This window comes from Acinetobacter sp. YH12200 (genome assembly GCF_013418175.1).
GTDB classification, from domain to species: domain Bacteria; phylum Pseudomonadota; class Gammaproteobacteria; order Pseudomonadales; family Moraxellaceae; genus Acinetobacter; species Acinetobacter pseudolwoffii.
The window spans coordinates 88,200-112,650 of sequence record NZ_VPCO01000009.1 but is presented as its reverse complement, the minus strand read 5'-3'; the positions used below and the strand labels follow the sequence as shown (position 1 = coordinate 112,650).

Sequence of the window (24,451 nt, the reverse complement as noted above, 5' to 3'; positions counted from 1 at the left end):
CATTTACGACTAGCTATCTGTATAAAAAAGGCATAGCATGCCTGAAAATTTAATCGTTCAACGCCCGACGGGTTATTAAGGAACATCCTTGAAATACATCATCTCACTGATTGCGGTATTCAGCTTATTTATTTCTGCATTTTCACATGCTGCCTTACTCAATATTCTGCCTGAAAGCGTTGAAGCTGAAGCCTGGACTATTCTGGATTCACAGTCTGGTCAAGTCATTGCAGAACACAATGCCGATGTGCAACGTGCGCCGGCTTCGCTGACCAAAATGATGGTGGCTTATATTGCCTTAAAGGAAATTGAGGCCGGAAAATTAGATAAAAATGAAGTTTTAACTGCCACATCTGTGGTTAAAAATGTCATGTGGGATGAGTCACAGATGTATCTGAAAGAAGGTGATCTGATTACAGTCGATCAGCTTCTGGCGGGTTTGATTATCATGTCTGCCAATGATGCAGCGTTGACGCTGGCTGAGAAAATCTCGGGGAGTGTTCCCCAGTTTGTAGAACGGATGAATCAGGAAGCCAAAGCACTGGGCATGCAGCATAGCAATTTCCAGAATCCGGCCGGCATTACCATGCCCGAGCATTATTCGACTGCTGCCGATTTGGCCCGACTCTCTATGGCGGTGGTGAATGAAACCCCGGATTATCTGTATTATTCCAAACAGCCAAGTTTCACTTATAACCAGCATTTCCATCGTGCCACCAACCGTGTACTTCAGGTCGACCCAAGCGTAGATGGTTTAAAAACCGGTTTTACCCGTGCGGCCGGTTATAACCTGGCGCTGACAGCCAATCGTGTTACAGCAGACTTTGAAATGCCGAAGCGCCGTCTGATTGTGGTAGTGCTAGGCACTAAAAGCGCCACAAAGCGCGCTGAGATATCGCATAAACTGATGAATCTGGCTTATACCTATACCCGCAATGAAGTCGCGATCAAAGATCAGCAACTGTTGGCTGAGTTGCCTGTGATTAAATCCACTTTAAAAATGTTTAAAGTGCAAACCAAGCAGCCGCAGATTATTACTACCTCGCTTTATGATCAGAGCTATAGCATTGACCTGAATCAGTTTGATCAGGCGCATCAGCGTGTCATGCTAAATACAGGTGATGGCGCTTTAAAAAGTATCGAGCCACTTCAGGAAACCCAGACCCATATCAATGTTGAAATGAAGGCATCTGAACTCATTGCGCCCTTAGCCAGCATGATGCCTTTGGCCACGATTCAGATTTATCAAAATAATCAGTTAATTCGCACCATTCAAATTGAAGATCATGTCGAAATTGAAGAAGCCAACCCATTGCAGAAGTTCTTTAGCTGGCTGCAAGGTTTATTCAGTTTCTTTTCAGACTCAACACCCGGCGTAAAACTGTATCCTCTAGATCAATAATCCTCTCAATATCAAGTAATTCTTCAAGCTAGAAGCGCTGATGTAGCCTTCTAGCTGATTCATGATCTATCCCAAATGAGGCACCCCGCCCGAAACGCAGCAATTATTACCCGCTCTCACAGAATTGCTACGTTTTGTAATGTGTATAACAATTTTAATCAAGACGCGATTTAGCACATGCCATAGTATATTTTCTCTCTATTTCTCTTATTTTTATTAAAAAAATAAACAGGTTAAGAACGCATGACAGTACATAAAATCGTGATTGTGGGTGGTGGCGCTGGTGGTCTGGAACTGGCGACACAACTGGGTGATAGCCTGGGTAAAAACGGCAAAGCCCAGATTATTTTGATTGATCAAAAACTGACACATCTCTGGAAACCGCTGCTACATGAAGTCGCCGCAGGTACCTTAAATCCACATCAGCAAGAAACCAATTATTTTGCCCATTCTGCCGCGCATCATTATGAATTTGTTTTGGGGACATTCACCGGTCTGGATCGCGAAGCGAAACAGATCATCGTCGAAACAGAATATTTCTCTAAAAAGAGTGAGCCCAAGAAAAATCAGCGCATTGGCTATGACACACTGGTACTGGCTTTAGGTTCAACCTCAAATGACTTTAATACCGAAGGGGTCAAACAGTTCTGTCATTTTCTCGACAGCCGTCAGCAGGCAGATATCTTTCAGCAGGATCTGCTGCACCTGTATTTAAATGCTCAACATGAGACTTCAAGCCGTGAGCTGAATATTGCCATTATTGGTGCCGGTGCGACTGGGGTAGAACTGGCAGCGGAGCTGGTAGAAGCCAAACAGAATTTCTTTCAATATGGCTTAAACAAGGTCGATCCCAACAAAGTCAAAATCACCTTGATTGAAGCCGCGGATCGTATTCTGACTGCACTCTCGCCTAAAGTTGCTGCAAATACCATGAAACAGTTAGAACAGTTCGGTATTGAAGTCTTGACCAGTCATCGAGTGGCCAAGGTCGATGAAGACAAGATTTATTTTGCCGATGGTTCCAGTCTGGATGCTGAAATCAAAGTCTGGGCCGCAGGGATCAAAGCGCCGGAAGTCTTGGCACAACTCGACGACATGGAAAAAGACCATATTCATCGGCTCAAAGTTTATGCCACGCTGCAAACCAAATCTGATCCAAGTATTTTTGCATTTGGTGATTGTGCGCATTGCCAGCCTGCGGCAGATCAACCGGTATTAGGGCCGCGTGCTCAAGTGGCCAGCCAGCAAGCCAGCTTTCTGGCCAATGCTTTAAAAGCCCATGTCAATGGAGATAGCTATTTGCCGATGTTTAAATTTTCTGACAAGGGCTCCCTGATTTCCTTAAGTCAGAATAAAGCTGTGGGGGAATTGCTGGGTCAGGTCAATGTGCAAGGCTTTGTCGCCAAAACCATGTATGTCTCTTTATACCGGATTCATCAGGCGGCCATTCATGGTTATGCTCATGCCGGTATTTTGACTGCAAAAGATTTAGTTACACGAAAAATTTCTCCAAAGCTTAAATTGCATTGAAATTCCAGAATTTGGCCCAATCAATGAAAAAATCGTCAATAAAATTGTCAAATTGCGTTTTTTTGCTAATTTTAGTCTACAAAAATGCAATTTCACTTTATGATGTACCCTTAAAAAATTGAATGGATCAATTCACATGACTGCTATTGCAAATAACCTCGTGGTTTCTTTCCACTACACATTGACTAACGCAGAGGGTGAAACTCTCGACCAATCTCAAGGTGAACCACTTGCCTATTTGCACGGTGCAGGTAACATCATCCCAGGTTTAGAAAACGCGTTAGAAGGCAAAACTGTGGGTGAAAAATTCACTGTTAATGTTCCTGCTGCTGAAGGTTATGGCGAATATAACCCTGACCTTGTACAAGAAGTTCCTGCGCAAATGTTCCAAGGCGTAGACAACATTCAAGCAGGTATGCAGTTCCAAGCTCAAACTGATGACGGCGTGCAAATCGTAACTGTTAAAGCAGTTGAAGGCGATAATGTTGTTGTAGATGCGAACTTCCCGCTTGCTGGTCAAGACCTGACTTTCGAAGTTGAAATTGTATCGATTCGTGAAGCTTCTCAAGAAGAATTAGATCACGGTCATGTACACGGTGCAGGTGGTCACCAGCACTAAGATCTTCTGATCGAGTGTAAAAAAGGCAAAGTGAAAACTTTGCCTTTTTTATTGCCGCCAAAATATTCATTTTAAAATGGAGAATAAAAAAGCAGGACCATGGCCCTGCTGTTTCAATCCAATCAAGAGATCCCTTTAGAGAATAATCGCTGGATTATTTGCGTTGATTATAAATCTGCATGGCTGCTGGTAACTGTTGACGCATTTGTCCAATACGCTGGCTGTTCGATGGATGCGTAGACAGGAAGGTTGCGCCATTACTGCCACCAAGTTTGTTCATTTTTTCCCACAAGGTAATCGCTGCATTCGGGTTATAACCTGCGCGTGCCATCAGCATCAAGCCCCCCTGGTCAGCACGGCTTTCCAGATTACGCGAGTATGGCAGGCCAATCCCGATCTGACTTCCTAATTGCGCTGCTGCTGCGCCACCCTGGCCCACACCAGCTGCATTCAGACCAATGCCTAAAGCCAGGTCGGTGAGCGCCTGAGCACCAATTTTCTGCTTAGAATGCTCTTCTAAGGCATGTACCATTTCATGACCCATAATTGCTGCAATTTCAGCATCGGTCAGATTCAGCTTATTCACAATACCGGTATAAAATACCACTTTACCACCCGGTGCAACAAAGGCATTAACCTGATCGGACTTGAGCACAGCCAATTGCCACTGGAATGCTGTACCAGTCTGGTTCATTTGGTTCGCAATCGGCTTTAAACGGTTAAATACGGTATTAATACGTTTATAGGTCGCTGAACTGGTGTCCAGTTGACCTTTATTTCTGGCATCAGTGACCATGGCATTATAGCTTTGTGTCGCAGATGCATTTAAGGTCGCAGAATCAGCCCCGGCAATATCCGCAATAGTGGTACAACCCGACAATGTCACGGCTGCGGCAGCCGCCATACCCAATAAAAATTTATTCTTCATTATAATCAACTCTACCTTAGCCCAAGCTTAATTTACATTGTAAAAATTATAAGTGAAAGCATACAGGAGCTAAACGCTTAATTACTCCATCTTCTTATAAATTCTGTAATTTTTAAGCCAAGTACTGTATCGCCAGCCAATAAATCAGACAGATAATGTTCAAGCCCAGATAAACCTGACTTAAGGGTTTTATTTTTTGTTCCAGAATTTCATCTTTACGTTTAAAAAATAAATAGGCGTTTTGCAATAAAATAATAGGCACTAATATACAGGCGATAATGACACTCAGACCAATCAGCGCCGCATAAATCACCTCAGGATTTTGGGTTTGCGCGCGAATAATCATCATGGCAATTGTTGGCGCCCCGCCCATCGCGAATAACAATGAATAAAACATGGTCGCCGATATATTTTTTTGCATCCTTTCACTCATTTTTTCTTTCTTTATATATGGCTATGTTAAAGCACATTTTGTCACAGCACCGATGCAACTTTAGTCTTGAGCCAAATTTATAGTTTTTGGATATAAAAAACCCATCCGGAGATGGGTTTTATCATTCAAGCTTTAATCAAATGAAGATCAAGCATCAAACGGGTGGCGAAGAACGATAGTTTCTTCACGGTCTGGACCGGTTGAAATGATGTCGATTGGACATTCAATCAGTTGCTCAAGACGTTTTACATAGTTCAATGCAGCTTGTGGCAACTGATCCAGCGATTTTGCACCGAAAGTTGACTCAGACCAGCCTGGCATTGTTTCGTAAATTGGTTTTAAAGTTTCGAATGCAAGCGCATCAGAAGAACCGACACAACCAGAATCTGCAGCTTCATAACCGACACAGATTTTCACTTCTTCTAAACCATCAAGAACATCAAGTTTAGTCAGGCAAATACCAGACAGTGAGTTTACATCTACTGAACGACGTAGAATTTCAGCATCGAACCAGCCACAACGACGTTGACGGCCAGTAGACGCACCAAATTCATTACCAATGGTACCAAGGTGTTTACCAACCGCATCACCCACATCGTTTGCAGCGTCATAAACCAATTCCGTTGGGAATGGGCCTGCACCGACACGAGTAGTATAGGCTTTGGTAATACCCAGTACATAATCAAGGTGCAAAGGACCCAGACCTGAACCTGAGCTTACGCCACCAGCAGTGGTGTTTGAAGATGTCACATACGGGTATGTACCATGGTCAACGTCAAGAAGTGAACCTTGCGCGCCTTCAAACATGATGTTGTCACCGTTTTTACGGTAGTTATGCAGTTCAGTTGTTACGTCTACAACCAACGGCGCAACAACCTTACGCCATTCGTCGCAAAGTGCCAGTACGTCTTCTAGCTTAACTGCTTCAACACCATAGTATTGAGTAAGCTGGAAGTTATGGTAATCCAGAAGCTCAGTTAACTGGGCAGTAAGATGTTCACCGCCACGTACCAGATCAGCAACACGAACTGCACGACGCGCTACTTTGTCTTCGTATGCAGGACCGATACCACGACCTGTCGTACCAATCTTCGCATTACCACGTTTTTTCTCACGCGCCTGATCAAGTGCGATGTGGTTCGGAAGAATCAATGGACAGTTTGGAGAAATGCGTAAACGTTCTTTAACAGGAACGCCTTCTTTTTCAAGAATATCCATCTCTTTGATGAGCGCTTCAGGAGAAAGAACAACACCGTTACCAATTAAGCACAATACGTTTTCACGTAAAATACCTGATGGAATGAGGTGTAAGACAGTTTTCTTACCACCAACCACAAGAGTGTGACCTGCGTTATGTCCGCCTTGATAACGAACGACCGCTGCCGCTTGATCTGTGAGCAGGTCGACGATTTTACCTTTACCTTCGTCGCCCCATTGGGTACCAAGTACCACAACATTCTTGCCCATAATAGCCTCATTACATCATGCTGTTAAAGTTGAAAGCCCCGCTCAGCGACATGAACACTGAGCCAAGCAGTTAAATCGTTTTGACTGTCCACTCACCATTCGCATTCACCAGCTGGTGCGTCGCATATGGAATCGAGTTTAAATCATCATTACCCAGTAACTGAATTACACTTAAGCCTTGTGCACGAATGTTCTGAATCGCATTCAGAAGTTCTGCATCAGTGCCTTTAGGTGCAACCACAACCTGTACTGCGTCAAACTGACCTGCGCTTAACGCATATAAGTCACAAGAGAAACCTGTGGCAGGACGCGCACGACCGAAATGTTCACCAATGCCATCATAACGACCGCCTTGTGCCAGTGCTGCTGCACGATTCGGTGCATAGACTGCATACATCAGACCAGTATGATAATGGTATGAACGCAATTCAACCACATCAATCCCAATACTCAAGTTTGGCCAACGGGCTTGAACCTGATCTTTGGTAATTTGTAAGGCATCAAAAGCTTGCTTGAAGGCTGGATTCGCCAACACTTCAGCACTTAAATTTGCCTGTAATGCGTCCAGATCGCTGGCATAGCGGCCCAGTGCATAAAAGTCCTGACCAAATTTCAGTTCTGCCGTAAATTCTTCCAACTCTGGCAAGGCCTTACGTTGGTATAAATCAGACAGTTTACGTTCAGCAACTTTGTTCAAACCTGCTTGAGCCACCAGACTGCGGAATAAGCCGACATGACCCAAGTCCAGATGGATTCCGTCTGCCAGACCTGTTTCCTGAATCAGACTGATCATTAAATCGACCATTTCTACATCGGCATCGATGCTGTCTGAACCAAACAGTTCGGCGCCTAACTGCAAAGGCGCACGCGAGGTATTAAAACCGCGTGGTTTGGTATGCAGAACGGTACCTGCATAGCAGTAACGCGCCACACCTTCCACTGGATGTACATGTGCATCAATACGCGCCACTTGTGGTGTCATATCGGCACGCACACCAAGCAAACGACCAGAAAGCTGATCGATGACTTTAAAAGTGGCTAAGTCTAAATCTTGATTCGATTCTGAGAGAGAAGAGAGAGATTCGATGTACTCAATGAATGGCGTGTACACCAACTGATAACCTCGAGATGCAAGGAAATCCAGTGATTTACGGCGCAAACTTTCAATGACTTGCGCTTGTTCTGGTAATACATCAGCTACACCATCAGGTAATAACCATGTCTCTGAAATGGGCATGTTGTAAACCTAAATTCTTGTCAGCGCGGAACGAATCCGCATAAAAAAATCGGGAGCACACCCGATTTCTCCTAGTCTAGCACGATAGTTTTGGCTGTGCATCGCAAAATTTTATAATTTTTACTCTCTTATGCAATGAGCCACAATTGCGTCAACTATCAGCGTTTTATCGTGTATGACCAACACGCGCTATAAACAAAAAATCATTTTAGACCAATGGCAATGCGGTGGTACTTTTTACCGTTTGCAATGGAATTTCGGTTTTTACACTTTGGATGCAGGGAATTTGAGTCAAATGATGAATCTGAAATTTACGATAGGCATCCAGATCGGCCACCACAATTCTTAAAAAGAAATCACAATCTCCCGCCATTAACTGGCATTCCACCACTTCCGGCATCTCCTTGATGGCTTCAACAAATTGATCGACCACGGCGGCTTCTTGAGATTTAAGCCAAACCCGTGCAAATACACTCATTGCCAGATTGACTTTTTGCGGATTGAGTAAGGCGACATACTGCTCAATGACCCCATCATCTTCTAGTTGCTTGACTCTTCTTAAACAGGGGGACGGCGACAAGCCAATTAATTGAGCCAGTTCATTATTTTGCAATTTTCCGTTCTTTTGCAGTTCATGCAAAATGCGTTTATCAATTTGATCCATCTTGTTACTTTAGTATTTAAAACCCCTTTAAGCCAATTTAGCGCAATTTAATTCCAAATCAAATTTAAATTGCATGCACTACAACAGCAAATAGCCCGATTATCGCTATAAAATACGGTTCAATATTGAAGTCCTCAGGTCACTGACATGCTTTTGCTCAGACAAAGCAGCACGCCCGCGCTCGCGCATACAGATTTCAGCGAATTTCAGCGCGGTATGAAAGATTCTATTCCTATGCTTTTAGGAATTATTCCCTTTGCTTTGGTGCTAGGTGCGACTGCGATTCAGAAAAATTTCAGTGTGCTGGAAGTGCCTTTGCTGACTGGACTCAATTTTGCCGGCGGTTCTGAATTTGCCATTCTGGAAGTCTGGACCAGTCCACCCAATTTATTCATGCTGCTGTTTATTACCTTTTTGGTGAATAGCCGGCATTTGCTGATGGGTGCAAGCCTAGTCCCGTATTTAAAACATCTCCCGAATCGCAAAGTATTGCCGGCCCTGTTTTTTATGGTTGATGAAAGCTGGGCCTTAAGTCTGGCGGATGCGCAAAGAAAGCAGGCCCAGCAGGGTTATCGGGCTGCTTTTAGCATGCCCTACTATGCCGGTTTATGTTTCTGTCTTTATCTGATGTGGGTCGGTTTTACCACACTGGGCGCGATGCTTGGACCTGTTTTAGGCGATATCAACCGCTGGGGCTTTGATATGGCCTTTCCTGCTGTATTTCTGGTGTTGATGCAAAGCATGTGGAAAGGCTTGAGTGCAGCCCGGCCATGGCTAGTAAGCCTGATCTGTGCTGCTCTGGCTTATTTATATTTGCCTGCTGGCTGGTATGTGCCGATGGGTGCCCTAGCCGGCATTGTGTCTGCTTTTTTCTTGATTGGTGAGGAGGAAGCATGATTGAGATGAGTACATTGCTGGCCATCCTGCTGATTGCGGCAACCACCTATCTGACCCGGATTCTGGGCTATGTCTTATTAAAAAATAAGACGCTGACACAACGTCAGCGTAAAATCATGGACGTTGTACCCGGCTGTGTCCTGATTTCAGTCATCGCACCGTATTTTGTACGCGACAACCCTGCAGATCTGATCGCTTTGGCTTTAACGCTGTTTGCCGCTACGCGTTTTGGCTTGCTCCCCACAGTTGCCATCAGCATGGTGTCTGCAGCCGTCTTAAGAACTCTTCTCGTCTAGCCCTCAAACAGAATTCTTTATATGATTTCTAAAGGGATTCTGTTTATTTCTGTGGGTCTACGACCTTGGTGAGCAGGCTGACCAGCTCTGCATTTTGCAACTCGACCTGCTGCAGTTTGGTTGTAGTCTGATCCAGCACTTCCTGCTGTACATGCATTTTTTTAGCCAAATCCTGCATGATTTCCAGGGTCTTTTTTAAATTTTCTTCCAGATGCGCGACTTTCTCTTCTACCGGCACGCCCTCCACGACACCTGAACCATCATTCTGATTGAACTGCAGCCAGATTAGAAAAATCACTGCCAATGTGAGCAGTATAATAAATCCCCAAACCACCATCATATGCTTGCTCTTATTTCATTTTATTGGCTTTATCTTAACGAAAAATCATGCAGATGATGCAAATAATTCAAGCACTCACGCTGCTTTTCGATCAATTACGCGCAAATTCTATTAAAACAACGCATATCAAGAATGTTTAAAGCAAAAAAAGCACCGTATATCGGCACTTTTCAGGCTTAGCAAAGTCAAACTTAATGAAAAGATTCACATAAATCCAGCAAGCGGTTGGCATAACCCCATTCATTGTCATACCAGGCAAAGACCTTGGCCTGTTGTCCCACCACTAGGGTTTGGGTCAGGTCAACGATCAAGGAATAAGGAGAATGATTAAAATCACTCGACACCAAAGGTTCATCCGTCACTGACATGATTTCGGCAAAATCCTGTCGCGCCGCCTTAATTAACACTTCATTCAGTTTATGATCGGTAATCGGTGACTGGGAAACAAAGGTCAGGTCAATTGCTGCGACATTAATGGTCGGCACCCGAATTGAATAACCGTCAATCCGATCTTCCATTTTTGGCATAACCCGCTTTAATGCACCCAGCGCACTGGATGTGGTGGGAATAATATTGTGTCCTGCTGCCCGTGCACGACGCAGATCGCGATGCGCCTGATCCAGCACAGATTGATCTGCGGTCACCGCATGGATTTCGGTCATTAACGCACTGCTGATGCCAAAAGCATCATCGAGGATTTTGACCAGCGGTACTAGGGCCTGAGTGGTACAGGACACACTGGAAATGATCTGGTCGGTGGCTTTAACTTCGTGATGATTGATACCATACACAATCGCAGCATCGACAGTATCAAAGGGTGCTGCTCCAATAATCACCCGTTTCGCCCCTGCCTCAATATGCTGGGTCGCAGCTGCACGGGAACGGAACAGCCCGGTACATTCCAGCACTACATCTACTTCAAGTTTTTGCCAGGGAAGCTGCGCCGGGTTGGCTTCACACAAAACCTGAACTTTTAAGCTGGCATCCTGATAGCTGAGATGCAGATAAATATGTTCGGCATCATAGCTGACGTCTACCTGTCCCGGAAAACGGCCATGGGTTGAGTCATATTTAAACAGATGAATTAAGGTTTCAACATCAGCAATATCGTTAATGGCAACGATTTCAAATTTAAAATCTTTCGGATTTTCAAACCAGGCACGCAATACATTACGTCCAATACGCCCAAATCCATTGATTGCCACTCGTTGCATGACTCAACCTTTTATATGCCTATTTTAAAACTCCTCTATGTTAAAGGATTTCTTGCGCAGTACATGAAAAACTTCAGTGAAAATATTGATTTTCGATTATTTTATTTCTGATACATCGCCCAGTATTCAGATCTTTTAAAATTCTGATGCTGTGTAAATAGATGGATATAACCGAATTGTTCTGAATAGAAAATTCATTTTATGAATTCAGCACTAAACCCGAGTCAATAATTCCTTGGCAATTGGTTTTAAAATGATTGGTGCATACCGCTTTTTCCGTTATAATTTGGCGTTTTAAATTTTTAAGCCCCGCATTGCAGCAGAGCTCTCATGTGCTTGTCAGACTGTGGTGTTTTAGCCAAATCGGAAATTATGGAGTGACTTGGTTGTGAGTACTCGTTTTATGACATCAGCTGAAATTCGTGAAGCATTTTTGCGTTACTTTGAATCGCAAGGGCATACACGTGTCGCGTCGAGTTCACTAGTACCCGCCAATGATCCAACTTTACTGTTCACCAATGCGGGTATGAACCAGTTTAAAGATTGCTTCTTAGGTCTAGAAAAACGCGATTATGTCCGTGCCGTATCATCACAAAAATGCGTACGTGCAGGTGGTAAACACAACGACTTGGATAATGTCGGTTATACCGCGCGTCACCATACCTTCTTTGAAATGTTAGGTAACTTTTCATTTGGTGATTACTTCAAACGTGATGCGATCAAATTTGCCTGGGATTTTTTGACGGGCGATGACTGGTTAGCGCTACCTAAAGATAAGCTTTATGCCACTGTTTATCATACCGATGACGAAGCATTCGACATCTGGAACAAAGAAATCGGCCTAGATGCATCTCGCATTATCCGTATTGGTGACAACAAAGGTGGTCAATACGCATCAGATAACTTCTGGGCGATGGGCGACACAGGTCCTTGCGGCCCATGTTCTGAAATTTTCTTTGACCATGGCGATCACATCTGGGGTGGCCTGCCGGGCACACCTGAAGAAGATGGCGACCGTTTCATTGAAATCTGGAACAACGTTTTCATGCAGTTTAACCGCACGAGTGATGGCGTACTTCATCCGCTTCCAGCGCCTTCTGTAGATACTGGTATGGGTCTTGAGCGTATTTCTGCAGTTTTACAGCATGTCAACTCAAACTACGAAATCGATTTGTTCCAGCACTTACTCAAATCTGCGGCTGAGATCATTGGTCTGGATACTACTGCACTTGAAGCTGAAGCGGCTGAAAAAGGCACACCTGTACAATACCCTGCTTCACTTAAAGTGGTTGCTGACCATGCACGTTCATGTTCATTCCTGATTGCTGATGGCGTAAATCCATCAAATGAAGGTCGTGGTTATGTACTGCGTCGTATCATCCGCCGTGCAGTGCGTCACGGTAACAAACTGGGTGCGACCGGTTCATTCTTCCATAAAATGTTGCAGCCGCTTATTGAAGTGATGGGCGAAGCATATCCAGAACTTGCAGCACAACAAGCACGTATCGAAGCTCAACTGCTCAAAGAAGAAGAACAATTTGCCAAAACACTTGAGCAAGGTTTGAAATTGCTTGAAGGCGAATTGGCACAATTAAAAGGTTCTGTGATTCCGGGTGAAGTGGTTTTCAAACTTTACGACACTTACGGTTTCCCGACGGACTTAACTGCGGATATCGCACGTGAACGTGACTTAAGCATTGACGAAGCTGGCTTTGAAGTTGAAATGGCAGCACAGCGTCAACGTGCGCGTGATGCAGGTAAATTCGCGATCGATTACAACAGTGTTGTCAAAGTTGAAGGCGAAACTCAATTTGATGGTTATGATGCAACTGCAGGCGAAGGCCAAATCATCGCAATCTATAAAGATGGCGAGCAAGTAGATGAAGTCGTTGAAGGCGACGAAGCTTTAATCGTACTCAACCAGACTCCTTTCTATGCAGAAAGCGGTGGTCAAATCGGTGATACAGGTATTTTCAAAAACTATACCGGGATTTTCGAAGTTCAGGACACGAAAAAATCTGGTGGTGCATTTGTACATCAAGGCATCGTGACCATGGGTAACTTGAAAGTTACTCAAAATGTAGAAGCAACAGTGCAAGCCGAGATTCGTGCAGCAACTGCACGCAACCACTCTGCAACTCACCTACTACATGCTGCGCTGCGTCAAATTCTGGGCTCACATGTACAACAAAAGGGTTCATTGGTCGCATCTGATGTGTTACGTTTTGACTTTGCCAATGATCAACCGGTTAGCTTTGAACAGCTGCAAGAAATTGAACGTCTGGTCAATGCTGAAGTAATTGCCAATACTGCGGTGTCTACTGAACTGCTGGATATTGAATCTGCCAAAGCCAAAGGCGCGATGATGCTGTTCGGCGAAAAATACGGTGACGAAGTCCGTGTATTGTCGATGGGTTCAGTGATTGAAGAGAAAAATTTCTCCATCGAGCTTTGCGGTGGTATTCACGTAAAACGTACCGGTGACATCGGTCTGTTCAAGATCACTTCTGAAGGTGGTGTTGCAGCAGGTATACGTCGTATTGAAGCAGTGACAGGCACCAAAGCAGTTGAAGTTGCACAAAAAGCCGATCGTGACATCAATACGATTAACGGTTTGCTCAAAGCGCAAAAAGACCAGACTTTAGAAAAAGTTGAAGCGTTAGTTGATACTGCCTCTGGCTTGCAAAAACAGATCGAACAACTGAATCAGAAACTTGCTAGCCTGCAAGCCGGTGAACTTCTAAGCCAAGTTCAAACCATTGCAGGTCGTGCAACCTTGATTACAACCGTTGAAAATATGGATGCGAAAGCACTACGCAACCTGCATGACGGTGTGAAATCAAAATTAGAAAATGCAGTCATTGTGCTTGCAGGTGTAGAGGGTGACAAGGTGAGCTTGATCGCATCTGTAGCAAAAGACTTTACTGCATCTATAAAAGCGGGTGACATCATCAAACATCTGGCAACTGAGCTGGGTGGTAAAGGTGGTGGTAAACCTGACTTGGCACAAGGTGGCGCGCCACTTAACGAGAAGTTTGCTCCGGTGATGGCAGATTTAACTGCCTGGCTGGCAGCAAAATAAAACTTCAATTTTGTGTAACTGACCCTGATAGGACTATCAGGGTCATGGCTTATATGGAACAACTATGGCACTAATCGTTCAAAAATATGGCGGTACCTCTATGGGTACTCCCGAGCGCATTTTAAATGTTGCTCGTCGTGTGAAACGCTGGCATGACCATGGCCACAAGGTGGTTGTGGTTGTATCAGCGATGAGTGGCGAAACCAATCGTCTGCTTGCTCTCGCGAAAGCCATTACCGAAACCCCTGACCCACGTGAACTAGACCAGATGGTCTCTACGGGTGAGCAGGTTACGATTTCTATGTTAGCGATGGCGCTCAACTCTATTGGCGTTGAAGCAAAATCACTGACAGGTCGCCAGGTTGGCATGAAAACCGACAGCTCATTCAATAAGGCACGTATCGAATCAATTGATACTGAAGTCCTGAACTCGAATCTGGATGCTGGCCGTGTACTTGTAGTTGCAGGTTTCCAGGGTTTTGACGAGCATGGCAATACCACCACTTTAGGCCGCGGCGGTTCTGATACTTCAGGTGTCGCGATTGCTGCTGCACTAAAAGCCGATGAATGCCAGATTTATACAGACGTTGATGGCGTATATACCACTGATCCACGTGTTGCACCCAAAGCCAAGAAAGTTGACCGTATTTCCTTTGAAGAAATGCTTGAAATGGCGTCACTGGGTTCAAAAGTCCTGCAAATTCGTGCAGTTGAATTTGCCGGTAAATATCAAGTACCTTTACGCGTATTATCCAGCTTCGACAATGACAATGATGGCGCATTCGACGAAGAATTTAAGCAAAACGTGGGTACACTTATTACGACTGAATTGGAAGACAATATGGAACAGCCAATTATCTCCGGTATCGCATTTAACCGTGACGAAGCAAAATTAACGATTTTAGGTGTACCTGATGAACCGGGCATCGCCTCTAAAATTTTGTGCCCGATTGGTGATGCCAATGTTGAAGTGGATATGATTATCCAGAACGTTGAAGAAGATGGTACGACTGATTTTACTTTTACAGTCAACCGCAGCGAATTGAACAAGGCCAAAGCCATTCTCGAAGCAACCGCTCAGGAAATTGGTGCACGTGAAGTCGCTACCCGTTCAGATATCGTCAAAGTTTCTATCGTCGGTGTAGGCATGCGTTCACATGCAGGTGTTGCAAGCAAAATGTTTACCGCACTGGCAGCTGAAGGTATTAACATCCTGATGATCTCTACTTCTGAAATCAAAATTTCAGTGATTATTGAAGAAAACTATCTGGAACTTGCAGTTCGTTCACTGCATACCGCCTTCGGTCTAGACCGCGAACAAGGTGAATCAAGCGTACGCGCTTAAGAGGAATGACAAAATATTGTCATTGTTTGACAGTATTCTATAAATCTCTACAAAAATTCAGAGCCACTATAGTTTTTTTTATAGTGGCTCTGTTATATTAAGCCTGAGGATTTTTAAAAAACTGAGATAGATTAAAATCTTTCACCCAGATGACAGAATTTCTATCCAGATTTTATTTTTTAATTTTTGGTTGTGTTTTTGTTTTATATTCAATAGATTGCAGGTTTTGCATTTTGCAAGGAGAGAAACATGCTGATTTTGACTCGACGTGTCGGGGAAACTTTAATGATTGGAGACCAAGTCAGCGTGACTGTGCTTGGTGTAAAAGGTAATCAGGTTCGTATTGGGGTCAATGCTCCGAAAGAAGTCTCTGTGCACCGTGAAGAGATTTACCAGCGTATCCAGCATGAACGTGCAATGCATGAACATCTTCAGCATATCGATCAGGATTTCCAACCTTCGTATGAAGATGAAAACCAAACACAAAATAACTTTAACCGTTAATTTTTGTGTAAATCATAAAGCGGCTTTGAAGCCGCTTTTAATTGATCTATACTTTAATGAATACACATTTCAATATTCAGAACCTTTAAATTAAATAAGAATTAAAGTTCTGCGCCCTGCTGTTCCAGCAATGCTGCAACTACCTTTTTTACCGGCCCAAAACTACGACGGTGCTCATCAATCACCCCATGCAAGGCAATCGCTTCAAAATGTGCTTTGGTTGGATAGCCCTTGTGCTTGGCAAAACCAAATTGTGGATGCTTTAGATCCATCTCAATCATTTGATGATCACGGGTAACTTTGGCCAGAATACTAGCAGCAGAAATTTCTGCATGCAAAGCATCGCCACCAATGATCGCGTCACAGCTCATCGTTAGCCCCTGAGGGACTTTATTGCCATCGACCAGCACATGCTCAGGTTGAATCGCTAAAGCTTCTACAGCACGGCGCATTGCCAGTAAGGATGCCTGCAGAATATTATGCTCATCAATTTCTGCTGCTGACGCCTCAGCAATTGCCCAAGCCAGCGCTTTTTCCTGAATTTCGATAAAAAGTTTTTCACGTTTCTTTTCAGTCAGTTTTTTAGAGTCATTTAAACCTTCAATCGGGTTATTTGGATCTAAAATTACCGCGGCCGCCACCACTGAACCGACCAGCGGTCCACGCCCTGCTTCATCTACACCAGCAATTTTCATGTCATTTCCCATAAAAAATAGGCTGAACCTGTCAGCCTATTTCAATTTAATCTTGGCTTAGTTTACAGCTTCAGCCACACAAGCGTTAATGGTTTTTGCAACCACATTGCCCACGATTGTGGTACGTGCCACCGGATCAATCGCAGCAGTCACCAAATCAACCGCTGTCACATTTTGCGGTGCTTTTTCGCTGACACAGCCACAAATTTCAGACTGGATATTTTGCTTTTGTGTTGTGGTCATTAAACGTGTTGCCGTTTGCCACGCTGGAATATTATTCAGTTCAGTGGTGCATTTTGCATTGATCGCGATTTTAAGCGCAGTGCCGCCCAGTTGTTGAGTGGTACTTGGCGCCTCAGAAGTGCCTGTCGCTGTACACGCTGATAAAACCAGAGTCAGTGGCGCAAGTACAGCCAATAATTTTTTCACAGATATATTCCTTATTCATTCATAGATGAAGACTGTCGCTATTGTGCCGAAATTCACCTGAATAAGAAATCTAAAAATCACTAGGCATGTTTAATCTACAGCCAACCAATTTAATAGATGTTGCATGAAAGCCACCATAGCGTTGCAGATTTGGAATTGCTGAATTGATTCACCCTTTGCTAAGGTTCGGCCTTAATGAAGAGCAACGGAATATCTAGATGAATAAATCACTGTATTACACACGAACAGCGCAATGGCTGCATTGGATCATGGCGGTTATTTTTATTGCGGCCTGGCTCATCGGTTTTTATAGTGGTAATTTTTTAAGTTATGACGTTGATGGCAGCTTTAAGGGTGATGTGATTTCACTGCATAAAAATATTGCAACCACCATTATTTTCCTGCTCGTTGTTCGGATTTTCTGGCGCTATACCCATCCTGCACCGTCACTGCCTGAGAGTATGTCACCGCGGATGAAAACGTTGGCACATGCTGGTCATCTGGCGCTGTATTTCATGCTGATTGCCCTACCCCTTACAGGTTGTTTGTATAGCTGGAGTTTGGGTTATCCAGCACCGGTGCTGTATTTATTTAACCTGCCACCCCTCATTGCCGAAAACTCGGCTGTGACCGCTATTGTTAAGCCCTTGCATATCTGGCTTTCCTGGGCAGTCGGCGTTCTACTGGTTGGCCATATTGCCGCAGCCTTTAAACATCATTTTATCGATAAAGATCATGTATTAAAAAGTATGACCCAACAGGATAAATAGTTAGACCATTAATATGGGCTAAATAATGTTCCCAGTCTGTGCTTGCAGGCTGTTTCATTAAATAAATTCCTTGAGACAACTTCTGAGACTGTTTGCAATCGCTTTTTGCGTCAGTTCTTTTTTGGCTGCTTCATCAACTGTGGCTTTTAACAAAGTTTTGGCAGGCACATCTTTTAACGCATGCTCACCTACACATGAACACACATTTTTCTCAAGTTCAACTTTACTGGTGTCCTGCATTAAGTAGGTCGAAACTTTCCAAACTTTGGAATTTTGCAGCTCTTTACTGCATTGATATTCAATCAAAGGTTTTAAAGTACGTTGTGTCAATGTCATATCCGCACTAGAACAGGCAGAAATCAACAATATGCTGAGGATCAGAAGTAAACTTTTCAATTTCATATTGGCCTATAAAAATAATAAAGGCAGAGCGAACTCTGCCTTTTGTAAAAACTTAAACCAAGGCACGGATCTGGTTGATCCATTTCTCTTTTTCAGCCTCTGGAATAAACGACGCTTCAAAGGAGTGCGTTGCCAACTGCTTTAATTCCTCGTTACTCAAGTCTAGCGCTTCAGCAATGGCAATAAAGTTGTCATTCATATAGCCACCAAAATAGGATGGATCATCTGAGTTGACTGTAACATGGACACCCTGCTGCAAGAGACGACGGATATTATGCTGCTGCATATCCTCGACCACACAAAGCTTCAGATTTGACAGCGGGCACACCGTTAAGGGCATTTTTTCGCGAATCAACCGTTGCATTAACTCAGAATCTTCTTCTGAACGCACCCCATGATCAATACGATTAACTTTCAGTAAATCCAGAGCTTCCCAGACATATTCTGCCGGGCCTTCTTCGCCCGCATGTGCTACGACCAAAAACCCTGCTTCACGCGCTTTGGCAAAGACACGTTCAAATTTAGAAGGTGGATGCCCGACTTCACTTGAATCCAGACCAATCGCAATAATCTGGTCTTTATAGGGCAATGCCTGCTCCAGCGTTTCAAAGGCCGCCTCTTCACTTAAATGACGCAGGAAACACATGATCAAATGTGAGCTGATTCCAAGCTTGGCCTTGGCATCATCGCAGGCTTTTTGCAGGCCATTGATGACGGTCGCAAAAGCAATTCCACGGTCGGTATGCGTTTGCGGATCGAAGAACATTTCTGTATGCACCACATTGTCTTCGGCACATTTTTCAAAATAGGCCCAAGCCAAGTCATAAAAGTCCTGTTCATGGATCAGTACATTGGCCCCGGCATAATAAATATCCAGGAAGGACTGAAGATTATGGAAATTATAAGCCTGCTTAACTTCCTCGACAGATTTATACGGGATGGCAATCTGATTACGCTGAGCGATTGCAAACATTAGCTCAGGCTCAAAAGTGCCTTCAATATGAACATGAAGCTCGGCTTTTGGCAAAGCGCGAATCAACTCAAGACGGTTCATCACTTCTCCTCGTGAAACCTTTAAATAATAAAAAAGGGCGCAAACTCAGTTTACACCCTTTCTGAATGTAGAAAAATTAGCCACCAAACAGTGCGAATTTAAGCGTCCATAGAACAGCAATAATCCAGACCATATACGGTACAGTCGCAGCCTTACCAGTCAACAACTTGATCAGTGCATAGCTGATAAAGCCCATCGCAATACCATCCGCAATCGAATAGGTAAATGGCATAAATACGATGGTTAAAAATGCCGGTACTGCCTCAGTAATATCTTCCCAGTCAATATGGACGATACCCTGAATCATCAACACACCAACAAATAACAATGCTGGCGCAGTGGCAAAACTCGGAACTGATTGTGCAAGCGGTGCCAGGAATAAACAGGCAATAAATAGTAATCCAACCACCACGGCGGTTAGACCGGTACGACCACCTGCTGCCACACCCGCAGAAGATTCAATATAAGGCGTAGTTGAAGAAGTACCCAGTGCCGCACCAGCAACAATCGCTGATGAGTCAGCAAATAAGGCTTTCTTCAAACGTGGTAATTTCCCGTCTTTTAACAGACCTGCACGATGCGAAACACCGACCAACGTCCCGGTAGAGTCAAACAGATCGACCAGGAAGAAAACAAAAATCACCCCAATTAAACTGGCAGTAAAGAGGCCTTCAAAATCCATTTGCATGAATGTTGGAGCCAGCGATGGAATATGACCCACTACACCTTGGAATTCGTTATAACCTAGTGCCGTTGCAATGGCAGTCACCACCAGAATACTGATGATAATCGCACCACGGACTTTAAACTGGTGCATTACCACAACCAACAAAAAGCCAAAAAGTGCTAATAATACAGAAGGTTGTTTCAGATCACCCAAGCCCACCAGTGTGGCTGGATTATCCACAATAATTCCGGCATTTTTCAGTGCAACCAATGCCAGGAACAAGCCAATACCACCACCAATCGCGAGCTTGAGCGACATTGGAATTGCATTGACAATGGCTTCACGTATTTTAAACAGGCTAATGGCAATAAAGACCAGACCTGAAACAAAAACTGCACCCAAGGCGGTTTGCCAAGGCACCCCCATTCCCAGACATACAGAATAGGTAAAGAAGGCATTTAAGCCCATGCCTGGTGCCAGCGCAATTGGATAATTCGCAATCAGGCCCATGACTAAACAGCCAATCGCAGCTGCAAGACAGGTTGCTACAAAGACAGCCCCATGATCCATCCCTGTTTCGGACAAGATCATTGGATTGACAATAATGATGTAACACATGGTTAAGAATGTAGTTACACCAGCCAGAACTTCTGTACGGAAACTGGTTTTGTTTTCACTCAGTTTAAACAGACGTTCAAGCATATTTTCTGAAGATGGATTAGGAGTCGTCATGACCTAGCCCCTATTGAGTAAACTTTATGCTTCAAGCACGCCGTCAAATAAATGAAATTTCACAAAAAATTCATTTATTTTGAGGATGTGTTAGCAACGAATATGCCAGTATAGCCATTTGACGGGTTCAAATGTTTGAACAGCTTACAGCCCCAGGGCTATGCTATAAAAACCCCAAAAAATCTAAACAAAAAAGCTGCATAACTTTTATGCAGCTCTATTTAATGATATAAATCAAATGCTTAGAAAGATGAAGTTTGCTTCATCTTTATAGGTGGCAAATTATAACACATTGATTTCTGATTGCTTCTTTGATTTTATACTTTATTTAAAATCAATCTATTTAATTCGAATATTTTTAATATTTTATTATATTTATTATTGAGTTAATTTTATTAATTACGCTAAATTGAAAAAAAAGAAAATTGATGCATGTGTTAATGTCGATGCCGATTAGAGTCTAACAATTTGCTGGAGTCACGCGCTTCATTCAAGACATGACGGATTTTTTCGTATTTTCTGATTTCTGCCTGTTTATGCACGCAGAATCCTAATACACTGACCATTAACACAAAAACAGGAATAGCATGTATTTTCATTTTTATTATTCTGCTTTGTAACACTGTGCAATTATGCTAACAAAAAACCTAATAAACTTGTGACTTACTTTACATTTAACCCGATAGAATGCACTTCTTAAACCGTTTAGCGATATTTTTCTATCGTTTTATTTATTATTACTTAATTAATTTTTCATTCTTTCTCAAAAAATCTCTTGCGCTAAATACTCCCCAAAGTTAATAAATTAAATATTTGAATATTAAATACTTATTTATTTAAATAAAAATTTCTATTGGAAAGAAAAATATAAAAATTAATGAAAATTCCCTGATTTAAAATATATTAACTTGAGCTATTTTATTCAGCTTTTCCCAGAAATATCAGTTTCAATTTTCTGTAAAAAACAATTCAATAGATGAGATTTTACGCATTATTTCAATGAGTTCAGCGATAATTCTAATTTTTTATCTAACTTAAAATTTGGGAAAGACGCTAAAAACCATATTTGTACCGAAGTGCAGCCAATCAACTCCCCCCCTGGCACTCAATATTTAAAAAACGATTAAAGCTGGATAAATAAAATTTCAATACTCATAGCTCCCAATACCGCCTAGAAACCAATTATTCTATGCGGTAGCGGAATAACGTTATTTATGCACTGATTTGTTCATCACGTTTAAATACCAATTCACCTTTAAGTGAACTATCGGCATCAAAATAATAGCCATCGGTATTGAATGCTTTGAGTTCTTCGGCACGTTCAATTCTATTTTCAACAATAAAACGTGCCATCAAACCACGTGCTTTTTTAGCATAGAAACTAATCACTTTATATTTGCCATTTTTCTGATCCAGAAATACTGGCTTAATAATCTCTGCCTGAATTTTGCGCTCGTTCACCGATTTATAATATTCATCAGAAGCAATATTCACCAAGATCTCAGACTGGGCTGCGGCTAAATCTTGATTGATCAGATCAGTGATGTGATGTGCCCAGAACTCGTATAAGTTATGCCCGCGAGAATTGGCCAATTTGGTTCCCATTTCCAGACGATAGGGCATCATCAGATCCAAGGGACGCAAAAGCCCATATAAACCAGACAACATACGCAAATGCTGTTGTGCAAAGTGCAGATCTTCCTGCTTTAAGCTATAAGCATCCAGACCGGTATAGACATCTCCTTTAAAGGCAAAAATAGCCTGACGTGCATTGGCTAAATTAAAATCTGGTTGCCAGTCCTGGAAACGTGCTGTATTTAAATTGGCAATTTTTTCACTGACACTCATCAAACTGGAAATTTCTGTTGCAGAAAGTGTGCGACAAGCTTTGATCAAATCCTGCGAATGTTCTAATAATCTGGCTTGAGTAAATTGGTCAGTGGGTAATGGGGTATCGTAATCGAGCGTTTTGGCTGGAGAAATTAAAGCGAGCATGGCAACCTGGTCAAAAAATGATTAATCAAACTATATCAGTCTGCTTATTTTAATTCCAATTCATGTTTTTATTCACCATAATCGTTAAAATGCGCGATTCTCCTGTTAATCATCGGTATTTATATGTCCGAGCAAATTTTCCTTCAAGGACCTGCGGGTCAGATTGAAGTTTTTGTGGATTATCCTCAGGGTGAAGTGAAAGGATTCGCGGTAGTTTGTCACCCCCATCCCTTGCAAGGTGGTACGCCCCAACACAAGGTTCCCGTTCTATTGGCACAAATGTATATGGAACGTGGCTGTGTTGTGTATCGTCCGAGTTTTCGCGGTTCTGGTCAAAGTGAAGGTATACACGACGAGGGCTTCGGTGAGACGGATGATGTATTAGAAATCATTCGGTTTGCTCGCAGTCAGCATATTGGGCTGTCTTTTTATGCGGGCGGTTTTAGTTTTGGTGCGCATGTCATGGCAAAGAGCTATGCAGCCTTACCTGTAGAACTGCAACCCAAACAAACTATTTTATGTGGACTGCCAACTGCAACAGTTGCCGGTATTCGCCATTATGTTACGCCAGCAATTAAAGGTGATATTCTGTTCATTCATGGTGAGGGTGATGAAGTAACCCTGCTGTCGGATATGATTGAATGGGCAAAACCACAGCGTCATTTAGTGACCGTATTGCCTGGTGCCAATCATTTCTTTACTGGCTATTTAAAGCAATTGCGGATTGCAATGACCCGCTACTTAGCGCTTGGCTAAATAATAAAACCCGTCAGATGATGGGTTTTTTTATGCTTCTCACAGCAGTTTTTCAGCTAAGTGATAAATCACTGCCCGACATTTAGCTTGTTGTACTATATCAACAATCTTTCCACCCAAACGTTCAATGACTTTTCGGCTCGCTCAATTTTCTTCGACTACAGGATAAATCAATCGCTGACGATTTAAGTCATCAAGGGCATAACCAACCAGAGCATCAACCGTTTCACAACCATATTTATGACCATGCGGGCTTTCCTTGATCCAAATTCCAAGCTGTGGCACTTCACCCATTAAACGATCTAAACCACAAAGCCCCATAAATTCCAGACTTTCCGTATGGCTATCAAAAACACATATTCTTCATGAGCTGCCATATTCTCTAGCCATTTTTGCCATCCTGTTGCAAATGCTTGTTCAGATTCTGGCAGACCCCATGTCATAAAATGCATCAGACTTGGGATAATCGCGGCATAAGCTTCTCATGCATCTGATGCACGAAACTAGCTGAGTATTAGACACTCACTTTGGCGTTGAGATCAAATTATAGTGGAGTTATGAATTAGTTCTTCCATTCAAACTCGCTAAAGCTTTCCTGCTCTTTGAGCGAGCTTTCTACTGCTTGTGCAAGCTGATTGAGCAGACTTCGTTCGGTAATACGATCGAGCCAATCTTGTTCTTCTTCAGGATATGAGGCAATTTCACAGACCAGATGCCCCTGCTCATCTCTGATTTCACAACTCACAGATAAGGGCAATGCATGTTCATCCACGCTCACCGCAACCTGAGCACCACTTTGACTTAAGGTCTGAAAGCCATGTTTACCTAATGTTTCGGCAAGAAAATGCGCTACATATTCCTGGGTTTCCTGACCATCCCGGGGTTGCTGGCTTTGTGTATTGGCCATGAATTTTAATTTTCGCATCGCTACATCCTAATGGCTTTTTTCTTGTATGGGTTTAGCATAAGCAATATAAACAAAACAGCCAAGCA

At 43.1% G+C, this 24,451-nt stretch carries 26 protein-coding genes; 10 read left to right on the top strand and 16 right to left on the bottom strand.

All coding sequences use genetic code 11. From position 1 onward, the window contains the following. The first annotated feature begins 88 nt into the window (after positions 1–88). From FTU90_RS08125 to slyD, 3 genes are all read left to right on the top strand, one after another. On the top strand, positions 89–1,402 hold the full coding sequence (locus FTU90_RS08125; RefSeq protein WP_005170266.1) for a D-alanyl-D-alanine carboxypeptidase PBP6B: 1,314 nt from the start codon (positions 89–91) through the stop codon (positions 1,400–1,402). Positions 1,403–1,645: 243 nt separating this feature from the next. Continuing rightward, complete coding sequence (locus FTU90_RS08120; RefSeq protein ID WP_159138598.1) at positions 1,646–2,932, top strand: NAD(P)/FAD-dependent oxidoreductase; 1,287 nt, start codon at positions 1,646–1,648, stop codon at positions 2,930–2,932. Between the two features lie 136 nt (positions 2,933–3,068). Further along, the gene (slyD, locus tag FTU90_RS08115; protein ID WP_005097432.1) at positions 3,069–3,551 is read left to right on the top strand and encodes a peptidylprolyl isomerase; all 483 of its coding nucleotides are present in this window, start codon (positions 3,069–3,071) and stop codon (positions 3,549–3,551) included. 154 nt (positions 3,552–3,705) lie between these two features. On the opposite strand, the gene FTU90_RS08110 is transcribed toward slyD, so the two are convergent. From FTU90_RS08110 to FTU90_RS08090, 5 genes are all read right to left on the bottom strand, one after another. After that, positions 3,706–4,479, bottom strand: coding sequence for a M48 family metallopeptidase (locus FTU90_RS08110; protein ID WP_005097433.1), 774 nt, complete (start codon positions 4,477–4,479; stop codon positions 3,706–3,708). A 112-nt stretch (positions 4,480–4,591) separates the two neighbouring features. Then, positions 4,592–4,900: a hypothetical protein gene (locus tag FTU90_RS08105; protein ID WP_100355850.1), complete on the bottom strand. Its 309-nt coding sequence runs from the start codon at positions 4,898–4,900 to the stop codon at positions 4,592–4,594. Positions 4,901–5,059: 159 nt separating this feature from the next. After that, the gene (locus FTU90_RS08100; RefSeq protein ID WP_005170258.1) at positions 5,060–6,379 is read right to left on the bottom strand and encodes an adenylosuccinate synthase; all 1,320 of its coding nucleotides are present in this window, start codon (positions 6,377–6,379) and stop codon (positions 5,060–5,062) included. A gap of 70 nt (positions 6,380–6,449) precedes the next feature. Beyond that, the gene (locus FTU90_RS08095; RefSeq protein WP_180001311.1) at positions 6,450–7,616 is read right to left on the bottom strand and encodes an ATP phosphoribosyltransferase regulatory subunit; all 1,167 of its coding nucleotides are present in this window, start codon (positions 7,614–7,616) and stop codon (positions 6,450–6,452) included. A gap of 208 nt (positions 7,617–7,824) precedes the next feature. Next, a complete protein-coding gene (locus FTU90_RS08090) occupies positions 7,825–8,280 on the bottom strand; it encodes an Lrp/AsnC family transcriptional regulator (RefSeq protein ID WP_004645552.1) in 456 nt (151 codons plus the stop codon). A 147-nt stretch (positions 8,281–8,427) separates the two neighbouring features. On the opposite strand from FTU90_RS08090, the gene FTU90_RS08085 reads away from it, so the two are divergent. Together FTU90_RS08085 and FTU90_RS08080 are read left to right on the top strand one after the other, a co-directional pair. After that, a complete protein-coding gene (locus FTU90_RS08085) occupies positions 8,428–9,177 on the top strand; it encodes an AzlC family ABC transporter permease (protein ID WP_005097438.1) in 750 nt (249 codons plus the stop codon). Beyond that, positions 9,174–9,473: an AzlD family protein gene (locus FTU90_RS08080; protein ID WP_005097439.1), complete on the top strand. Its 300-nt coding sequence runs from the start codon at positions 9,174–9,176 to the stop codon at positions 9,471–9,473. The genes FTU90_RS08085 and FTU90_RS08080 overlap by 4 nt, the downstream gene beginning before the upstream one ends. A gap of 43 nt (positions 9,474–9,516) precedes the next feature. On the opposite strand, the gene FTU90_RS08075 is transcribed toward FTU90_RS08080, so the two are convergent. Together FTU90_RS08075 and gap are read right to left on the bottom strand one after the other, a co-directional pair. Then, positions 9,517–9,813 (bottom strand): hypothetical protein, encoded by a 297-nt coding sequence (locus FTU90_RS08075; RefSeq protein WP_180072276.1) that lies wholly within the window; start codon positions 9,811–9,813, stop codon positions 9,517–9,519. Between the two features lie 191 nt (positions 9,814–10,004). Further along, on the bottom strand, positions 10,005–11,027 hold the full coding sequence (gene gap, locus FTU90_RS08070) for a type I glyceraldehyde-3-phosphate dehydrogenase (RefSeq protein ID WP_005097441.1): 1,023 nt from the start codon (positions 11,025–11,027) through the stop codon (positions 10,005–10,007). A gap of 388 nt (positions 11,028–11,415) precedes the next feature. Here gap and alaS point away from each other — a divergent pair, with 388 nt between their 5' ends. The 3 genes from alaS (at position 11,416) to csrA (ending at position 15,958) form a co-directional block, all read left to right on the top strand. Beyond that, entirely contained in the window at positions 11,416–14,109 is a 2,694-nt protein-coding gene (gene alaS / locus FTU90_RS08065; protein ID WP_171304331.1) for an alanine--tRNA ligase, read from the top strand. Positions 14,110–14,173: 64 nt separating this feature from the next. Continuing rightward, entirely contained in the window at positions 14,174–15,454 is a 1,281-nt protein-coding gene (locus FTU90_RS08060; RefSeq protein WP_005097443.1) for an aspartate kinase, read from the top strand. Between the two features lie 249 nt (positions 15,455–15,703). After that, the gene (gene csrA, locus FTU90_RS08055; RefSeq protein WP_005097444.1) at positions 15,704–15,958 is read left to right on the top strand and encodes a carbon storage regulator CsrA; all 255 of its coding nucleotides are present in this window, start codon (positions 15,704–15,706) and stop codon (positions 15,956–15,958) included. 101 nt (positions 15,959–16,059) lie between these two features. Here the strand turns inward: csrA and rnhB are convergent, their stop codons facing one another. Both rnhB and FTU90_RS08045 read right to left on the bottom strand, forming a co-directional pair. Continuing rightward, positions 16,060–16,653, bottom strand: a complete 594-nt coding sequence (gene rnhB / locus FTU90_RS08050) for a ribonuclease HII (protein WP_005170243.1) — start codon at positions 16,651–16,653, stop codon at positions 16,060–16,062. Between the two features lie 57 nt (positions 16,654–16,710). Further along, on the bottom strand, positions 16,711–17,082 hold the full coding sequence (locus FTU90_RS08045; protein WP_180072274.1) for a hypothetical protein: 372 nt from the start codon (positions 17,080–17,082) through the stop codon (positions 16,711–16,713). 218 nt (positions 17,083–17,300) lie between these two features. Here FTU90_RS08045 and FTU90_RS08040 point away from each other — a divergent pair, with 218 nt between their 5' ends. Next, positions 17,301–17,852 (top strand): cytochrome b, encoded by a 552-nt coding sequence (locus tag FTU90_RS08040; RefSeq protein WP_100357721.1) that lies wholly within the window; start codon positions 17,301–17,303, stop codon positions 17,850–17,852. Positions 17,853–17,909: 57 nt separating this feature from the next. Here the strand turns inward: FTU90_RS08040 and FTU90_RS08035 are convergent, their stop codons facing one another. The 5 genes from FTU90_RS08035 to yaaA form a co-directional block, all read right to left on the bottom strand. Continuing rightward, the gene (locus tag FTU90_RS08035) at positions 17,910–18,254 is read right to left on the bottom strand and encodes a hypothetical protein (RefSeq protein ID WP_005097448.1); all 345 of its coding nucleotides are present in this window, start codon (positions 18,252–18,254) and stop codon (positions 17,910–17,912) included. Between the two features lie 52 nt (positions 18,255–18,306). Next, positions 18,307–19,308: an adenosine deaminase gene (locus FTU90_RS08030; protein ID WP_005097449.1), complete on the bottom strand. Its 1,002-nt coding sequence runs from the start codon at positions 19,306–19,308 to the stop codon at positions 18,307–18,309. A 76-nt stretch (positions 19,309–19,384) separates the two neighbouring features. Then, positions 19,385–20,707: an NCS2 family permease gene (locus FTU90_RS08025; protein WP_005097450.1), complete on the bottom strand. Its 1,323-nt coding sequence runs from the start codon at positions 20,705–20,707 to the stop codon at positions 19,385–19,387. 437 nt (positions 20,708–21,144) lie between these two features. Beyond that, a complete protein-coding gene (locus FTU90_RS08020) occupies positions 21,145–21,306 on the bottom strand; it encodes a hypothetical protein (RefSeq protein WP_005097451.1) in 162 nt (53 codons plus the stop codon). Positions 21,307–21,919: 613 nt separating this feature from the next. After that, on the bottom strand, positions 21,920–22,702 hold the full coding sequence (gene yaaA / locus FTU90_RS08015; protein ID WP_005170236.1) for a peroxide stress protein YaaA: 783 nt from the start codon (positions 22,700–22,702) through the stop codon (positions 21,920–21,922). Positions 22,703–22,825: 123 nt separating this feature from the next. Here yaaA and FTU90_RS08010 point away from each other — a divergent pair, with 123 nt between their 5' ends. Then, on the top strand, positions 22,826–23,458 hold the full coding sequence (locus FTU90_RS08010) for an alpha/beta hydrolase (RefSeq protein WP_005097454.1): 633 nt from the start codon (positions 22,826–22,828) through the stop codon (positions 23,456–23,458). 144 nt (positions 23,459–23,602) lie between these two features. On the opposite strand, the gene FTU90_RS16095 is transcribed toward FTU90_RS08010, so the two are convergent. Further along, on the bottom strand, positions 23,603–23,788 hold the full coding sequence (locus FTU90_RS16095; protein WP_373687591.1) for a GNAT family N-acetyltransferase: 186 nt from the start codon (positions 23,786–23,788) through the stop codon (positions 23,603–23,605). A gap of 232 nt (positions 23,789–24,020) precedes the next feature. Further along, positions 24,021–24,383, bottom strand: a complete 363-nt coding sequence (locus FTU90_RS08000; RefSeq protein WP_180072272.1) for a hypothetical protein — start codon at positions 24,381–24,383, stop codon at positions 24,021–24,023. Between the last annotated feature and the right edge of the window lie 68 nt (positions 24,384–24,451).

Coding starts and splice junctions, on each gene's coding strand:
- FTU90_RS08120 (WP_159138598.1), top strand. CDS start 1,646: ATGACAGTACATAAAATCGTGATTGTGGGTGGTGGCGCTGGTGGTCTG.
- slyD (WP_005097432.1), top strand. CDS start 3,069: ATGACTGCTATTGCAAATAACCTCGTGGTTTCTTTCCACTACACATTG.
- FTU90_RS08110 (WP_005097433.1), bottom strand. CDS start 4,479: ATGAAGAATAAATTTTTATTGGGTATGGCGGCTGCCGCAGCCGTGACA.
- FTU90_RS08105 (WP_100355850.1), bottom strand. CDS start 4,900: ATGCAAAAAAATATATCGGCGACCATGTTTTATTCATTGTTATTCGCG.
- FTU90_RS08100 (WP_005170258.1), bottom strand. CDS start 6,379: ATGGGCAAGAATGTTGTGGTACTTGGTACCCAATGGGGCGACGAAGGT.
- FTU90_RS08095 (WP_180001311.1), bottom strand. CDS start 7,616: ATGCCCATTTCAGAGACATGGTTATTACCTGATGGTGTAGCTGATGTA.
- FTU90_RS08090 (WP_004645552.1), bottom strand. CDS start 8,280: ATGGATCAAATTGATAAACGCATTTTGCATGAACTGCAAAAGAACGGA.
- FTU90_RS08085 (WP_005097438.1), top strand. CDS start 8,428: ATGCTTTTGCTCAGACAAAGCAGCACGCCCGCGCTCGCGCATACAGAT.
- FTU90_RS08080 (WP_005097439.1), top strand. CDS start 9,174: ATGATTGAGATGAGTACATTGCTGGCCATCCTGCTGATTGCGGCAACC.
- FTU90_RS08075 (WP_180072276.1), bottom strand. CDS start 9,813: ATGATGGTGGTTTGGGGATTTATTATACTGCTCACATTGGCAGTGATT.
- gap (WP_005097441.1), bottom strand. CDS start 11,027: ATGCAACGAGTGGCAATCAATGGATTTGGGCGTATTGGACGTAATGTA.
- FTU90_RS08060 (WP_005097443.1), top strand. CDS start 14,174: ATGGCACTAATCGTTCAAAAATATGGCGGTACCTCTATGGGTACTCCC.
- csrA (WP_005097444.1), top strand. CDS start 15,704: ATGCTGATTTTGACTCGACGTGTCGGGGAAACTTTAATGATTGGAGAC.
- rnhB (WP_005170243.1), bottom strand. CDS start 16,653: ATGAAAATTGCTGGTGTAGATGAAGCAGGGCGTGGACCGCTGGTCGGT.
- FTU90_RS08040 (WP_100357721.1), top strand. CDS start 17,301: ATGAATAAATCACTGTATTACACACGAACAGCGCAATGGCTGCATTGG.
- FTU90_RS08035 (WP_005097448.1), bottom strand. CDS start 18,254: ATGAAATTGAAAAGTTTACTTCTGATCCTCAGCATATTGTTGATTTCT.
- FTU90_RS08030 (WP_005097449.1), bottom strand. CDS start 19,308: ATGAACCGTCTTGAGTTGATTCGCGCTTTGCCAAAAGCCGAGCTTCAT.
- FTU90_RS08025 (WP_005097450.1), bottom strand. CDS start 20,707: ATGACGACTCCTAATCCATCTTCAGAAAATATGCTTGAACGTCTGTTT.
- FTU90_RS08020 (WP_005097451.1), bottom strand. CDS start 21,306: ATGAAAATACATGCTATTCCTGTTTTTGTGTTAATGGTCAGTGTATTA.
- yaaA (WP_005170236.1), bottom strand. CDS start 22,702: ATGCTCGCTTTAATTTCTCCAGCCAAAACGCTCGATTACGATACCCCA.
- FTU90_RS08010 (WP_005097454.1), top strand. CDS start 22,826: ATGTCCGAGCAAATTTTCCTTCAAGGACCTGCGGGTCAGATTGAAGTT.
- FTU90_RS08000 (WP_180072272.1), bottom strand. CDS start 24,383: ATGCGAAAATTAAAATTCATGGCCAATACACAAAGCCAGCAACCCCGG.